The following is a 15,822-nucleotide window of genomic DNA, read 5'->3' on the forward strand; positions in this document are numbered from 1 at the left end:
TAACCAGTCAGTCATTAAGCAATCTCCGCCATGCCTTCCTTGCGCCCTCTCCAGCGGCCCCGAACGGGGCTTTTTTTATGTGCTTTGTCGGCTGCGCTGCTGCTGGCGGCCTGCTCGCGCCCTGCGCCTGCGCCCGAGCCGCTGCGTGCCGTCAAGCTCATGACCGTGGGCGAGAGCGCCTTGCAGGCCGAGCGCGAATTTGCCGCCGAGGTGCGCGCCCGGGTGGAGACGCGCTTGGGTTTTCGCGTGGCGGGCAAGCTGGTGCAGCGCCCCGTGGAGCTGGGCCAGCGCGTGCAGGCCGGGCAGTTGCTGGCGCAGCTCGATGCGCAGGACTACGCCCTGGGCGTGCAGGCGGCGCAGGCGCAGTTGGCTGCGGCCACCACGCAGCGCGATTTGGCGCAGGCCGATTACCAGCGGTTTGAGCAGCTCAAGGCGCAAAACTTCATCAGCAGCGCCGAGCTCGACCGCCGCCGCGCCGCCTTGCAATCGGCGCAGGCGCAGCTCGACCAGGCCCGCGCCCAGGCCAGCAACCAGGGCAACCAGCAGGGTTACACCCGGCTGCTGGCCGACGCTGCGGGGGTGGTGACGGCCATCGAGGCCGAGCCCGGCCAGGTGCTCGCCGCTGGCACGCCCGTGTTGCGCCTGGCGCAAGACGGCCCGCGTGACGCGGTTTTTTCTGTGCCCGAAGACCTGGTGGGCCAACTGCGCACCGGCCAGGCCGTGGCCGTGCGCCCCTGGGCCGGGGGCGCGCCCCTGGCCGCCACGGTGCGCGATATTGCCGCCAGCGCCGACCCCGTGACGCGCACCTTTACCGTCAAAGCAGCCTTACCCACCACTGGCGCTGCGCTGCCGCCCTTGGGGGCCACGGTGTACGCCCGCCCTGCGGCCTTGGCCGCACAGCAAGGGGTACAGGGGGCGCAGGCGCTGCGCCTGCCCACCAGTGCCTTGTTCGCCCAGGGCCAGCAAACGGCGGTGTGGGTGTTTGACCCCGCAAGCGCCAGCGTGCAGCCGCAGACCATTGACGTGGCGCAGGTCGATGGCAACGAGGTGGTGCTCGCCTCGGGCCTGCAGGCGGGCCAGCAGGTGGTGGTGACGGGCGTGCATGTGCTGGCACCGGGGCAAAAGGTCAGTATTTATGAGCCAAAACATGCTCCAGCCCAATCAGGGCAAGCGCAAGCAGCTATTGAAAAAGTAGCGCAACCGGCCACCCAAAAGTGAGGCTGCCATGACCGCTACGCCAGCCCCCAAGGGCTTTAACCTTTCGCTGTGGGCGCTGCAGCACGCGGCCTTGACGCGCTACCTGATGGTGGTGCTGATGGTGCTGGGCATTGCCGCCTACTTTCAGCTCGGGCAGGACGAAGATCCGCCCTTTACCTTCCGTGCCATGGTGGTGCGCACCTACTGGCCGGGCGCGACGGCGCAGCAGGTGGCCGAGCAGGTGACCGACAAAATCGAGCGCACGCTGCAGGAAGTGCCGTTTTCCGACAAGATGCGCAGCTACTCCAAGCCGGGCGAGTCGCAAATCATTTTCCAGATCAAAGACTCCTCCAAGCCCGCCGAGGTGGCCAACGTCTGGTACCAGGTGCGCAAAAAAGTTGGCGACATGCGCTACACCCTGCCCCAGGGCGTGCAGGGGCCGTTTTTCAACGACGAATTTGGCGACGTGTACGGCGTGATCTACGCCCTGCAGGCCGATGGCTTTGGCTACGCCGAGCTCAAAGACTTTGCCGACGAGGTGCGCCAGCAACTGCTGCACGTGCCCGATGTGGCCAAGGTGGAGCTTTTTGGCGTGCAAGATGAAAAACTCTTTATCGAGATTTCACAAAAACGCCTGGCGCAACTGGGCCTGGACATGAACCAGGTGCTGGCGCAATTGGGCCAGCAAAACGCCGTCGAGGGCGCGGGCAGTGTGCAAGGGCCGCAAGACCAGGTGCAGCTGCGCGTGGGCGGGCAGTTCACCAACCCCGAGCAACTGCGTGCCATGCCCATTCGCGGCAGCTCGGGCGCGCAGTTGCGCCTGGGCGACATCGCCAGCATCACGCGCGGCTATGTCGATCCACCCCAGGTCAAGGTGCGCCACCAGGGGCAGGAGTCGATCGCCCTGGGCGTGTCCATGGCCAAGGGCGGCGACATCATTCGCCTGGGCAAGGCGCTGCGCGAGGCCACGGCCCGCATCGAAAAAACCCTGCCCGCCGGGGTGCAACTGGTGAACGTGCAAGACCAGCCCCAGGCGGTGGCAACCTCGGTCAACGAGTTTGTCAAGGTGCTGATCGAGGCCGTGGTCATCGTGCTGGCGGTGAGTTTTTTGAGCCTGGGCCTGCACAAGCGCCCCGGCAGCCACCCGCTGTGGCGGCGCTGGACGCTCGACACCCGCCCCGGCTGGGTGGTGGCCATCACCATTCCGCTGGTGCTGGCCGTCACCTTCCTGGCCATGCACTACTGGGGCATTGGGCTGCACAAGGTGTCGCTGGGCTCGCTCATCATCGCCCTGGGCTTGTTGGTGGATGACGCCATCATTGCCGTGGAGATGATGGTGCGCAAAATGGAGGAGGGCTACGACAAAACCCGCGCCGCCACCTTTGCCTACGAAATCACCGCCATGCCCATGCTCACGGGCACCCTGATTACGGCGGCGGGCTTTTTGCCCATCGGCATGGCCAAATCGTCCACGGGCGAATACACCTTTGCGATTTTTGCCGTCACGGTGATTGCGCTGGTGCTGTCGTGGCTGGTGTCGGTGTACTTCGTGCCCTACCTGGGCACGCTGCTGCTCAAGACGCCGCCGCACGGCCAGGGGCACGACGGGCCGCACGAGCTGTTTGATTCGCCCTTTTACACCACCTTTCGCCGCCTGGTGAACTGGTGCGTGGCGCACCGCTGGCTCACCATTGGCGCCACGCTCTTGGTGTTTGCGCTGGGCATCTTGGGCATGGGGCGGGTGCAGCAGCAGTTCTTCCCCGATTCCAGCCGCCCGGAAATTCTGGTCGATCTGTGGCTGCCCGAGGGCAGCAGCTTTGCCGCCAACGAGGAGGTGACGCGCCGCGTGGAAGCGCGCCTGCGCGAGCAGCCCGGCGTGCAGACCGTCAGCACCTGGGTGGGCTCGGGCGTGCCGCGTTTTTACCTGCCGCTTGACCAGGTGTTTCCGCAAACCAACGTCTCGCAATTCATCGTCCTGCCGCAGAGTTTGAAGGAGCGCCAGGCGCTGCAGCACACGCTGCCGCAGTTGCTGGCGCAGGAGTTCCCCGAGGTGCGCGCGCGCGCCAAGCTGCTGCCCAACGGCCCGCCCGTGCCCTATCCGGTGCAGTTTCGCGTGATTGGCCCCGACCCGGCGCAACTGCGCCAGCGCGCCGATGAGGTCAAGGCCGTGCTGCGCCAAAGCCCCGACATGCGTGGTGTGAATGACAACTGGAACGAATCGGTCAAGGTGCTGCGCCTGGAGGTCGATCAGGCCAAGGCGCGGGCGCTGGGCGTCTCCAGCCAGTCCATTGCCCAGGCCACGCGCACCCAGTTCAGCGGCAGCACCGTGGGCCAGTACCGCGAGGGCGACCGCCTGATCGACATCGTGCTGCGCCAGCCGCAAGAGGAGCGCCGCGCCCTCGACGATGTGCGCAACGCCTACGTCAGCACCGCCAGCGGCCGCGCCATTGCCCTGACGCAAATCGCCCGCCCGCACCTGGCCTGGGAGCCCGGTGTGCTCTGGCGTGAAAAGCGCGAATACGCCATCACCGTACAAGGCGACGTGGTCGAGGGCCTGCAAGGCGCAACCGTGACCCAGGCGCTGCTGCCAGAACTGCGCGCGCTGGAGGCGCAGTGGCACGCTGGCGGCCAGGGTGCGGCCTACCGCATCGAAGTGGCGGGCGCGGTGGAAGAAAGCGCCAAGGGCTCGTCCTCGATTGCGGCGGGCCTGCCGGTGATGCTGTTCTTGGTCTTTACCCTGCTCATGTTGCAGTTGCAAAGCTTCAGCCGTGCCATGCTGGTGTTCCTTACCGGCCCGCTGGGCATTGCCGGTGTGGCAGCGGCGCTGCTGGCGCTGGGGCGGCCCTTTGGCTTTGTGGCGCTGCTGGGCGTGATTGCGCTCATGGGCATGATCCAGCGCAACTCGGTGATTCTCATCGACCAGATCGAGCTCGACCGCGCACGCGGCGTGCCCGCCTGGGACGCCATCGTCGAAGCAGCGGTGCGCCGCCTGCGCCCCATCGTGCTCACCGCTGCCGCTGCCGTGCTGGCCATGATCCCGCTCTCGCGCAGCGTGTTCTGGGGGCCGATGGCCGTGGCCATCATGGGCGGGTTGATCGTGGCCACCGTGCTCACCTTGCTGGCCCTGCCGGCCATGTATGCGGCGTGGTTTCGCGTACAGCGCACGGAACCTCGGGAGGTGGCCACCGTCAGATAGCACAGAAATTTACGGGGGAATGCTTACAACCAGCTAAAATCGCCGGTTGACCCCATTCACGCAGGCGGCAACTGAACTTGCCGCTTGTTTGTTTGTAAAACCAGCGCGGGTGGCGAAATTGGTAGACGCACCAGGTTTAGGTCCTGACGCCAGCAATGGTGTGGGGGTTCGAGTCCCCCCCCGCGCACCATCACCGTGAGACCTGTTGGAGCTTGCAGTCCGCTGCACTTCACATTCTTGATCCCTGAGTAGGAACACACATGGCAGTTACTGTAGAAACCCTCGAAAAGCTCGAACGCAAGATCACGCTGAGCCTGCCCCTGAACAGCATCCAGAGCGAAGTCGAGACGCGCCTCAAGCGCCTGGCGCGCACCGTGAAGATGGACGGTTTCCGCCCCGGCAAGGTGCCGATGAGCGTGGTGGCTCAGCGTTACGGTTACTCCGTGCACTACGAAGTGATGAATGACAAAGTGGGCGAGGCTTTTGCCCAGGCGGCCAACGAAGCGCAGCTGCGCGTGGCCGGCCAGCCGCGCATCACCGAAAAAGAAGGCGCTGCCGAAGGCCAGGTCAGCTTCGACGCCGTGTTTGAAGTGTTCCCCGAAGTCAAGATTGCCGATCTGGCCGACGCCGAGATCGAGCGCCTGTCCGCCGACGTGGACGAGGCCGCCATCGACAAGACCGTGGACATCCTGCGCAAGCAGCGCCGCACCTTCGCCCTGCGCGCCCAAGACCAGGCGGCAGCCGACAGCGACCGCGTGACCGTGGACTTTGAAGGCAAGATCGACGGCGAGCCCTTTGCTGGCGGCAAGGCCGAAGACTTCCAGTTCCTGGTTGGCGAAGGCCAGATGCTCAAGGAATTTGAGGACGCCGTGCGCGGCATGAAGATCGGCGAGAGCAAGACCTTCCCGCTGGCCTTCCCTGAGGACTACCACGGCAAGGACGTGGCGGGCAAAACGGCTGACTTCCTCGTCACCGTGAAGAAGATCGAAGCCGCCCATCTGCCTGAAGTCAACGATGCCCTGGCCAAGTCGCTGGGCGTGGCCGATGCCACCGTGGCCGGCCTGCGCGCTGACATCAAGAACAACCTCGAGCGCGAAGTCAAGTTCCGCCTGATGGGCCGCAACAAGGCCGCCGTCATGGACGCGCTGCTGGCCAAGGCCGAACTCGACCTGCCCAACGCCGCCATCGTCGCTGAAATCGAGCGCCTGCGCGAGAGCGCCCGTGCCGACCTGAAACAGCGCGGCATCAAGGACGCTGACAAGGCTGAAATCCCGGACGACATCTTCCGCCCCCAAGCCGAGCGCCGCGTGCGCCTGGGCCTGGTGCTGGCCGAGCTGGTGCGCTCCAACAACCTGCACGCCACCCCTGAGCAACTCAAGGCCCACATCGACGAGCTCGCTGCCAGCTACGAAAAGCCCGAGGACGTGGTGCGCTGGTACTTCGGCGATCGCCAACGCCTGGCCGAGATCGAGGCCGTGGTGGTTGAGAACAACGTCGCCGACTTCGTGCTCGCCAAAGCCAAGGTCAACAACAAGGCCGTGACGTTTGAAGAGCTGATGGGCCAGCAAGCCTGAGGGCTGCGACCAGGGCCAGGGTCAGCGTACTGAATCCTGCGCTCTGCGTACCAACGGGGGCTTGTGCCAGCGTGCACAGGCCCCAATTCATTTGTGGGTACAGTACGCGCCGTACCTGTTGACTGGAGAACACATGAGCGCATTGGATACACAGAATCTGGGCTTGATCCCCATGGTGATCGAGCAGTCGGGCCGGGGCGAGCGCTCCTACGACATTTACTCGCGCCTGCTCAAGGAGCGGGTGGTTTTTCTCGTTGGCCCGGTCAATGACCAGTCGGCCAACCTGGTGGTGGCGCAGCTGCTGTTCCTGGAGAGCGAAAACCCGGACAAGGATATTTCGTTCTACATCAACTCGCCCGGTGGCTCGGTCAGTGCCGGTCTGGCGATTTTCGACACCATGAATTTCATCAAGCCCGACGTGTCCACGCTGTGCACCGGCATGGCGGCGAGCATGGGGGCTTTCTTGCTGGCCGCTGGCGCCAAGGGCAAGCGTTTTGCGCTGCCCAACTCCAAGGTCATGATCCACCAGCCGCTCGGCGGTATGCAGGGCCAGGCGACGGAGATCGAAATCCACGCCCGCGAAATCCTCAAGACGCGTGAGCAGCTCAACCAGATCCTGGCCGAGCGCACCGGCCAGCCGCTGGAAAAAATCCAGCAAGATACCGAGCGCGACTACTACCTGTCGGCGGCTGAAGCCCAGGCTTACGGCCTGGTTGATCAGGTGATCGAAAAGCGCGCCTGAGGTCGGTTCACCATCGGTTTGCGGCGTTTCCCCTGCCGGGAGCGCCGTTTTTAATTCGCTATCATCGAGCGACCATCGTATTCATTGACAAGGCATTGCCCCCATGGCCGATAAAAAAGGCTCTTCCAGCGAGAAAACCCTCTACTGCTCTTTTTGCGGCAAAAGCCAGCATGAAGTGAAGAAGTTGATCGCCGGCTCGTCCGTTTTCATCTGCGACGAATGCATTGGCCAGTGCAACGAAATCATCCGCGACGAGCTGCCCACGCCCGACCCGCTCGGTGGCGTGCAGCCCGATCTGCCCACGCCGGCAGATATCAAGGCCAATCTGGATAACTACGTCATTGGCCAGGAAAAGGCCAAGCGCACCTTGGCGGTGGCGGTGTACAACCACTACAAACGCCTGCGCCACAAAGAGCAGGGCGGGGCCAAGGATTTGGCCGACGCTCGGGACGAGGTCGAGCTGACCAAGAGCAATATCTTGCTGATCGGCCCCACGGGCTCGGGCAAGACGCTGCTGGCGCAGACTCTGGCGCGCCAGCTCAATGTGCCTTTCGTCATGGCCGACGCCACCACGCTGACCGAGGCCGGCTACGTGGGCGAAGATGTGGAAAACATCATTAGCAAGCTGCTGCAAAGCTGCAACTACGACGTGGACAAGGCGCAGCGCGGCATCGTTTACATCGACGAGATCGACAAAATTTCGCGCAAGAGCGACAACCCCAGCATCACCCGCGATGTCTCGGGTGAGGGCGTGCAGCAAGCCTTGCTCAAGCTCATCGAGGGCACCATGGCAAGCGTGCCGCCCTCGGGTGGGCGCAAGCACCCGAACCAGGATTTTTTGCAGATCGACACGACCAACATCCTGTTCATCTGCGGTGGCGCCTTTGCCGGGCTGGAAAAAGTCATTGAAAACCGCACCGAGGCTTCGGGCATTGGCTTTGGCGCGGCGGTGCGCAGCAAGCAGCAGCGCTCGTTGACCGAGGTGTTCCAGGACATCGAGCCCGAAGATCTCATCAAATTCGGCATCATCCCCGAACTGATTGGGCGTATGCCCGTGGTGACTTCGCTCGCCGAGCTCAGCGAAGACGCCCTGGTGCAAATTTTGACCGAGCCCAAAAACGCTCTGGTCAAACAATATGCCAAGCTGCTGGGCATGGAAGGCGTCGATCTGGAGGTGCGCCCCGGTGCACTCAAGGCCATTGCCCGCAAGGCGCTCAAGCGCAAAACGGGCGCACGTGGCCTGCGCTCGATTCTGGAGCAGGCGTTGTTGAGCACCATGTTTGACCTGCCCAACGCGGTGAACGTCGAAAAAGTCGTGCTCGATGAATCGACCATCGAAGAAAACAAGCCGCCACTGCTGGTTTACCGCGAGGTGGCCAAGCAGGCCTGACCCATGTCGGTGCGCCACGGGGTGTTGGCGCCAAGCCAATACCCCGGCCGTGACCTGGGGGCATGAGCCCCGTCAGGTTGAAAAAATCCCTGCTGCCCTACGCCTGTGGGCGCAGCACCCCATGAGGTTTGCCATGTCCGGACACAACCCCTTGCCTGCCACCCCCATTGAACTGCCGCTTCTGCCGCTGCGCGATGTGGTGGTGTTTCCTCATATGGTGATCCCGCTGTTCGTGGGGCGCCCGAAAAGCATTCGGGCGCTTGAGCTGGCGATGGAGGCCGATCGCCGCATCATGCTGGTGGCACAAAAAGCCGCAGCCAAAGACGAGCCGTCGGCCGAGGATATGTTTGATGTGGGCTGCGTCTCCACCATCTTGCAGCTGCTCAAACTCCCCGACGGCACGGTCAAGGTGTTGGTCGAGGGCCAGCAGCGGGCGCTGGTGGGCACCATCGTGGACGAAGAGACGCATTTTCTGGCCAGCGTGGCACCGGTCGTGCCGTCCCAGTCGGCGGCGGATCCCAGCGAGATCGAGGCCCTGCGTCGTGCCGTCATGCAGCAGTTTGACCAGTACGTCAAACTGAACAAAAAAATCCCGCCAGAGATTTTGAGCTCAATCTCCAGCATCGATGACGCCGGTCGCCTGGCCGACACCATTGCCGCCCACCTGCCGCTCAAGCTGGAAAACAAACAGGTCGTGCTCGACCTCGACGACGTCAAGCTGCGCCTGGAAAACCTGTTTGAGCAACTCGACCGCGAGGTCGATATCCTCAACGTGGACAAGCGCATTCGCGGTCGCGTCAAGCGCCAGATGGAGAAGAACCAGCGTGATTTTTATCTGAACGAACAAGTCAAGGCGATCCAGAAAGAACTTGGCGAGGGCGAAGATGGCGCCGACATCGAGGACATCGAGAAAAAAATCAAACTCGCCAAGATGCCGGCCGAGGCGCGCAAAAAGGCCGAGAGCGAACTGAAGAAACTCAAGCTCATGTCCCCCATGTCGGCCGAGGCGACGGTGGTGCGCAATTACATGGACGTACTTACCGGCCTGCCTTGGAGCAAGAAGAACAAGATCAAGCACGACCTGATCAACGCCGAGGCGGTGCTCAACGAAGATCACTTTGGCCTGGAGAAGGTCAAAGACCGCATCCTCGAATACCTTGCAGTGCAGCAACGCGTGGACAAGGTCAAGGCGCCCATTCTGTGCCTGGTGGGGCCCCCAGGTGTCGGCAAGACCTCGCTTGGCCAGTCAATTGCCAAAGCCACGGGGCGTAAATATGTGCGCATGGCGCTGGGTGGAATGCGTGACGAAGCCGAAATTCGGGGGCATCGCCGCACCTACATCGGCGCCATGCCGGGCAAGGTGCTGCAAAGCCTGAATAAGGTTGGCACGCGCAACCCCCTGTTCCTGCTCGATGAAATCGACAAGCTGGGCACCGACTTCCGGGGCGACCCTTCCAGCGCTCTGCTGGAGGTGCTCGACCCGGAGCAGAACCACGCCTTTGGCGACCATTACGTTGAGGTCGATTTTGATCTGTCGGACGTGATGTTTGTCGCTACCAGCAACTCCATGAACATCCCCCCAGCGCTGCTTGATCGCATGGAGGTGATCCGCCTCTCGGGCTACACCGAGGATGAGAAGGTCAACATCGCCATCAAATACCTTCTGCCCAAGCAGATGGGCAACAACGGCGTGAAAGACAGCGAGCTGCGGGTTGATGAATCGGCGGTGCGTGACATCGTGCGCTACTACACCCGCGAGGCCGGTGTGCGTTCGCTCGAGCGCGAGCTGTCCAAAATTTGCCGCAAGGTCGTCAAGGGCCTGCAGTTGAAAAAGCTCACGCCCCAGGTGGTGGTGGCGGCGGCCAATTTGCAGGAGTACCTGGGCGTGCGCAAGTACGACTATGGCCGTGCCGAGCAGAAGAACCAAATCGGCCAGGTGGTGGGTTTGGCATGGACGGAAGTTGGCGGCGATCTCTTGACGATTGAGTCGGCCACCATGCCAGGTAAAGGTGTCATCACCCGCACGGGCTCGCTCGGCGACGTAATGAAGGAGTCGGTGGAGGCTGCACGCACCGTGGTGCGCAGCCGCGCCCGCGTGCTGGGCATCAAGGATGAAGCTTTTGAAAAGCGCGACATTCACATCCACGTGCCCGATGGCGCCACGCCCAAAGACGGGCCTAGCGCCGGTATTGCGATGGCGACGGCATTTGTGTCGGCACTCACCGGCATTGCCGTGCGCGCCGATGTCGCCATGACGGGGGAGATCACCTTGCGCGGCGAGGTGACGGCGATTGGCGGCTTGAAGGAAAAGCTGCTGGCCGCGCTGCGTGGCGGTATCAAGACGGTGTTGATTCCCGAGGAGAACGTCAAAGACCTGCAAGAGATCCCGGACAACGTCAAGAGCGGCCTGGAGATTGTGCCGGTGAAGTGGATCGACCAGGTGCTGGCGGTAGCGCTCGAATCCAAACCCGTCGCGCTCGCTGATGAGGAGGCGGTGGTTGCACCGCCACCTGTGCCTACGCCTGCTGCGGCCCCCCGGAAAAAGCCGGCCACAGCCCGTGCCATCAAGCATTGATCGTAGAAAACTGATTTGTGGCGCATTTTTTCTGGGAGGAGCAAAAAGTGCGCTACAATTCACCCCATCGCAGCAAACGTTGTACAATGTAAGGCTTCGATAAATGCGGGAATAGCTCAGTTGGTAGAGCGCAACCTTGCCAAGGTTGAGGTCGTCGGTTCGAGACCGATTTCCCGCTCCAAATTTTCAAAAAGGGAGGCGTTTGCTTCCCTTTTTGTTAGTAGGCATTGGGCGCGATAGCAAAGCGGTTATGCCCCGGATTGCAAATCCGGTTAGACCAGTTCGACTCTGGTTCGCGCCTCCAGTTATGTGCTCTGCGAGCGAAAGTTCGCAGACAAATGCCTGAAATTCTGTGTGTGCAGGATGCATCGACAAGTTTCTTGAAGATGCTGAAAAATGCGCTACAATACGAGTCTTGCTTGATTGCGGTAACGTGACTAAGTAAGCAATGCGGGAATAGCTCAGTTGGTAGAGCGCAACCTTGCCAAGGTTGAGGTCGTCGGTTCGAGACCGATTTCCCGCTCCAAATTCAAAAGGGAAGCCAAGTGCTTCCCTTTTTTCTTGGGTTGTCGTCATGCGGCGGCCTGGGCCCCGATGGTGAAATTGGTAGACACTGCGGACTTAAAATCCGCCGCTTTCCTGAATAAGGGGCGTGCCGGTTCGACCCCGGCTCGGGGCACCATCCGGATTCCAACATGTCAAATTACAACGCTCCCTTCGAAATCCACGTGCACGGCCAAGTGCAGTTGCGTGCGGACACCACTTTTGAGCAGCTGCAAGAGGCGCTCAAGCCGCTGTGGGGTTACGCGGGGGCGCGCTCGCTGGCCGATGGGGCCGCCAGCGCTTACGAAGATGAGCCTGGGATTGAATACGAGCCCAAGGCGCATGTGCTGCGCGTGTGCTGGACAGTCTCTGGTGACGAAGATTTTCGCCAGTCGCTCGATGAAATGTGCATGGGACTCAATGAGCTGGCGGAGCAGGGCGCGGCTATTGAGGTGACTTTCTACGATGCCGAGTTCGACGAGGATGAAGCCTCGGACGAAGAAGCGGCGCGCGATGATTTTCTGATGCTGTTCGTCGGCCCGACGCCGGCGGCCATCATGCAGGTGCAGCGTGACCTGCTGGTGCAGGACGTGGTCAATCTGATGGAGCGCCATTTTGACGGCGCCCAGCTCGGTGGCGTGGTGACCGAGATCGACCGTTTGTTCAGCGAACGTTTCGACGCCCTGGTCAGCTCGCTCGAAATTGGCAAGCCCCCGCGTGGCGGCGGTGGAGCGACCGGCCACGGCGGCGGTGGCCGGCGCCCGCGCCATTTGCATTGAGAGGCTGAGCACCCCGGCTGTGGCCTCAGTAGTGCAGACTGCACCGGGCTTGCCTTATCTGCAAGCCTACCCCTTGGCCTTGCAAGAGCAGGTGCGTGGCCTGTTGGCGCGTGCCGGGCTGGGCGACTGGCTGCTGCGCAAATACCCGGCAGCCCATGCAGTGCGCACCGACAAGGCGCTGTACCAGTACACGGCAGAGCTCAAAGCGCGCCACCTGCGGGCAGCGGGTACGCTCAACAAAGTGCTGTTCGACAGCAAAATCCACACGGTGCGCCATGCCCTGGGCTTGCATACCAGCCGCAGCCAGGTGCAAGGCGCGCGTTTGACGGCGCGGCACGAGATTCGCGTTGCCAGCCTGTTCAAGCAGGTGCCGCCCGAGTTTTTGCAGATGATCGTGGTGCACGAGCTGGCGCACCTGCGTGAGCGCGAGCACAACAAGGCTTTTTATCAGCTGTGCTGCCATATGCAGCCTGATTACCACCAAGTGGAATTTGATGTGCGCCTGTACCTCACCCATCTGGAGCAGCAGGGCACGCCGCTCTGGGGTCAGGCGTAATCTGGCGCGGGCAGCGCCACGGTGTGGCAGTCGGCAGTGCTGAGCTGCAGCCAGCGGGAGGCGCCCGCGCGCAGCAGCGCCAAATCGCCGGTGGTCAGCAGTTGCACTTGCGCCGGAGTTTTGTCAGGGGTTTGCAGCTTGGCTGTTTGCAGCAGGCGTGCCGTCTGGCGTGCCACGGGGGCGCCGGTGTCGATCAGCGTGACCTGCGGCCCCAGCAGGCTGCGCAGCAGGGGGGTGACAAACACATAGTGGGTGCAGCCCAGCACCAAGGTGTCCATGGAGCCGTCGCCGCTGCCAAAGTGGCCCAGGGCCTGCAGGTAGCGCTGGCACAGGGCGGCAACGTCGGCCTGGGCGGCGTCGTCGCTTTGTAGAGCACTGCGCTCGATGGCGTAGGCCAGGCCATCGCAGGGTTGCAGGTGGCATTGCACGGTCGGTGGCAGGCTCGCTTGCAGTTGGGCAAATTTGGCGCTGCCAAGCGTGCCCCGCGTGCCTATGACGCCGATATGCCCGGTGCGGCTGCTCGCCGCCGCTGGCTTGAGGGCCGGCTCCACGCCCACCAGGAGCAAATCCGGCCACTGCGCCCGCAGCAGATGGATGGCCGCTGCTGTGGCGGTGTTGCAGGCCACGACCAGGGCCTTGATGGCGTGCGATCGCAGCAGATAGTTGCCAATGGCCAGGGTGCGCTCGGCCACAAAGGCGTCGCCACGCTCGCCGTAGGGGGCGTAGGCGTTATCGGCAAGGTAAACAAAGGACTCGCCCGGCAGCTCTTGGCGCAGGGCCTGCAGCACGCTCAGGCCGCCCACGCCGCTGTCAAAAACACCAATCGGAGACGAGGAATGCACCATGGCAGGCATGAAAGAGAAAGAGAGCAGCCGGCATTGTAGAAAGCCTCTGTTCATGGCTGCATGAGATGGGCTTTATTGCTATGAAAATAATAGCTGCTTGCGCTTGATGGGTGCGCCTTACAAGCTGTTTTTGTCTGATTTTTGAGGGAGGGTGGACGTAAGTTTCGCGCCAGTCAGTGGCTTGTAAGTGCCACCGCCCAAAGTACCGCCCGCATTCCATTCATTTGTAGGAGACAAAACCATGGGTGAAACCAATACCGCAATCGAATCCGTGCTGGTGGAAAACCGCGTGTTCCCGCCATCTGAAGCCACTGTGAAAGCGGCCCGCGTCTCTGGCATGGCAGGCTATGAAGCCCTGTGCGCAGAGGCCAACAAGGACTTCGAAGGTTTCTGGGCCCAACGTGCCCGTGACAACGTGGTCTGGACCAAGCCTTTTACCAAGACGCTCGACGAATCCGAGGCCCCTTTCTACAAATGGTTCTCCGACGGCGAACTCAACGCCAGCGCCAACTGCCTGGACAAGCACATCGGCACCCCGGTGGAGAACAAAACCGCCATCATTTTTGAAGCCGACGGCGGCGAAGTCACCAAGATCACCTACAAGGAACTGCTGGCCAAGGTCAGCCAGTTTGCCAACGCCCTCAAGGCGCAGGGCGTGAAGAAGGGCGACCGCGTCCTCATCTACATGCCCATGACCATCGAGGGCGTGGTGGCCATGCAGGCCTGCGCGCGCATCGGCGCCACGCACAGCGTGGTGTTCGGCGGCTTCTCGGCCAAGGCAGTGCAAGAGCGCGTGATCGACGCCGGCGCCGTGGCCATCGTCACCGCCAACTACCAATTGCGCGGCGGCAAGGAACTGCCGCTCAAGACCATCATCGACGAAGCCCTGGCGCTGGGCGGCTGCGACACCATCAAGAGCGTGCTGGTGTACGAGCGTACCGCCACCGCCTGCAACATGGTCGCTGGCCGCGACATCACCTTCACCCAGGCCCTGGACGGCCAAAGCACCGAATGCGCGCCCGAGCCGGTGAACGCCGAGCACCCGCTGTTCATCCTCTACACCTCGGGCTCCACCGGCAAGCCCAAGGGCGTGCAGCACAGCACCGGCGGCTACATCCTGTGGGCCAAGATGACCATGGACTGGACGTTCGACCTGCGCGCCGACGACGTCTTCTGGTGCACCGCCGACATCGGCTGGATTACCGGCCACACCTACGTTGCCTACGGCCCGTTGGCCGCCGGTGGCACGCAAATCGTGTTTGAAGGCGTGCCCACCTACCCCAACGCCGGGCGCTTCTGGCAGATGATCGAGCGCCACAAGTGCTCCATCTTCTACACCGCCCCCACGGCCATCCGCTCGCTCATCAAGGCGGCGGACACCGATGAGAGCGTGCACCCCAAGAACTCCGACCTGTCGAGCCTGCGCATCCTGGGCAGCGTGGGCGAGCCCATCAACCCCGAAGCCTGGATGTGGTACTACAAAAACGTCGGCGGCGAGCGTTGCCCCATCGTCGATACCTGGTGGCAGACGGAAAACGGCGGCCACCTCATCACCCCGCTGCCGGGCGCCACGCCGCTGGTGCCGGGCTCGTGCACGCTGCCGCTGCCGGGCATTGCCGCCGCCATCGTCGATGAAACCGGCAACGACATGCCCAACGGCGCGGGCGGTATGCTGGTCATCAAGCGCCCCTGGCCGTCCATGATCCGCACCATCTGGAACGACCCCGAGCGTTTCAAGAAGGCTTACTTCCCCGAGGAAATGGGCGGCAAGATTTATCTCGCTGGCGACGGTGCGGTGCGCGACGCCAAGACGGGCTACTTCCGCATCACCGGCCGTATCGACGACGTGCTCAACGTCTCGGGCCACCGCATGGGCACCATGGAAATCGAATCGGCCCTGGTCGCCAAATCCGACCTGGTGGCCGAAGCCGCCGTGGTCGGCCGCCCCGACGACCTGACCGGCGAGGCCATCTGCGCCTTCGTGGTCTTGAAGCGCTCGCGCCCCACCGGTGAGGACGCCAAGCAGATCGCCAAAGAGCTGCGTGACTGGGTGGCCAAGGAAATCGGCCCCATCGCCAAGCCCAAGGACATCCGCTTTGGCGAAAACCTGCCCAAGACCCGCAGCGGCAAGATCATGCGCCGCCTGCTGCGCTCGCTGGCCAAGGGCGAAGCCATCACCCAGGACACCAGCACGCTGGAGAACCCCGCAATTCTGGATCAATTGGCGCAGAACAATTGATCCAGAAGGCAGCGCAAGCTGCCGGTGCGCAGCACTTGCGGGGTTCGGGGAGCACTCATATCGCGCAGCGATGTGATGTGCTCACCAAAATCCGGCGATCCTGGATCAATTGGCGCAAAATAATTGATGAAAACAGCCTCTAACCCTTGCCCAGCAAGCGCTAGCAGCTCCTAAAAAAGAAACAGC

The 15,822-nt window shown here is 62.7% G+C and carries 10 protein-coding genes and 5 tRNA genes; 14 read left to right on the plus strand and 1 reads right to left on the minus strand.

Features of this window, described 5'->3' with window-relative positions:
* The first annotated feature begins 30 nt into the window (after positions 1-30).
* From G7045_RS04620 to G7045_RS04680, 13 genes are all read left to right on the plus strand, one after another.
* Entirely contained in the window at positions 31-1,218 is a 1,188-nt protein-coding gene (locus G7045_RS04620) for an efflux RND transporter periplasmic adaptor subunit (protein ID WP_166157977.1), read from the plus strand.
* Positions 1,219-1,225: 7 nt separating this feature from the next.
* The gene (locus G7045_RS04625; protein ID WP_166157980.1) at positions 1,226-4,393 is read left to right on the plus strand and encodes an efflux RND transporter permease subunit; all 3,168 of its coding nucleotides are present in this window, start codon (positions 1,226-1,228) and stop codon (positions 4,391-4,393) included.
* Positions 4,394-4,496: 103 nt separating this feature from the next.
* Positions 4,497-4,583, plus strand: a tRNA-Leu gene (locus G7045_RS04630).
* Between the two features lie 70 nt (positions 4,584-4,653).
* The gene (gene tig, locus G7045_RS04635) at positions 4,654-5,967 is read left to right on the plus strand and encodes a trigger factor (RefSeq protein WP_166157983.1); all 1,314 of its coding nucleotides are present in this window, start codon (positions 4,654-4,656) and stop codon (positions 5,965-5,967) included.
* Between the two features lie 133 nt (positions 5,968-6,100).
* Positions 6,101-6,709, plus strand: a complete 609-nt coding sequence (gene clpP, locus G7045_RS04640) for an ATP-dependent Clp endopeptidase proteolytic subunit ClpP (RefSeq protein WP_166157986.1) — start codon at positions 6,101-6,103, stop codon at positions 6,707-6,709.
* 103 nt (positions 6,710-6,812) lie between these two features.
* On the plus strand, positions 6,813-8,099 hold the full coding sequence (clpX, locus tag G7045_RS04645) for an ATP-dependent Clp protease ATP-binding subunit ClpX (RefSeq protein ID WP_166157989.1): 1,287 nt from the start codon (positions 6,813-6,815) through the stop codon (positions 8,097-8,099).
* A gap of 133 nt (positions 8,100-8,232) precedes the next feature.
* Positions 8,233-10,674: an endopeptidase La gene (gene lon / locus G7045_RS04650; protein ID WP_240919273.1), complete on the plus strand. Its 2,442-nt coding sequence runs from the start codon at positions 8,233-8,235 to the stop codon at positions 10,672-10,674.
* A 105-nt stretch (positions 10,675-10,779) separates the two neighbouring features.
* Positions 10,780-10,855, plus strand: a tRNA-Gly gene (locus G7045_RS04655).
* A gap of 49 nt (positions 10,856-10,904) precedes the next feature.
* Positions 10,905-10,978, plus strand: a tRNA-Cys gene (locus G7045_RS04660).
* Positions 10,979-11,124: 146 nt separating this feature from the next.
* Positions 11,125-11,200: transfer RNA gene (locus G7045_RS04665), tRNA-Gly, on the plus strand.
* Positions 11,201-11,262: 62 nt separating this feature from the next.
* Positions 11,263-11,356 (plus strand) — tRNA-Leu (locus tag G7045_RS04670).
* Between the two features lie 13 nt (positions 11,357-11,369).
* Positions 11,370-11,996, plus strand: a complete 627-nt coding sequence (locus G7045_RS04675) for a DUF6806 family protein (RefSeq protein WP_166157992.1) — start codon at positions 11,370-11,372, stop codon at positions 11,994-11,996.
* Positions 11,997-12,015: 19 nt separating this feature from the next.
* Positions 12,016-12,552, plus strand: coding sequence for a M48 family metallopeptidase (locus tag G7045_RS04680; protein WP_240919274.1), 537 nt, complete (start codon positions 12,016-12,018; stop codon positions 12,550-12,552).
* Here G7045_RS04680 and murI read toward each other — a convergent pair.
* Positions 12,543-13,397 carry a glutamate racemase gene (gene murI, locus G7045_RS04685; protein WP_166157995.1) on the minus strand — a complete coding sequence of 285 codons (855 nt, stop codon included), beginning with the start codon at positions 13,395-13,397 and terminating at the stop codon, positions 12,543-12,545. The two genes, G7045_RS04680 and murI, sit on opposite strands and share 10 nt — an antisense overlap.
* Before the next feature lie 241 nt (positions 13,398-13,638).
* Between murI and acs the strand changes: the two genes are divergently transcribed.
* Entirely contained in the window at positions 13,639-15,636 is a 1,998-nt protein-coding gene (acs, locus tag G7045_RS04690) for an acetate--CoA ligase (protein ID WP_166157998.1), read from the plus strand.
* The last annotated feature ends 186 nt before the right edge of the window (positions 15,637-15,822 follow it).

Source organism: Acidovorax sp. HDW3 (genome assembly GCF_011303755.1).
Classification (GTDB): domain Bacteria; phylum Pseudomonadota; class Gammaproteobacteria; order Burkholderiales; family Burkholderiaceae_C; genus Paenacidovorax.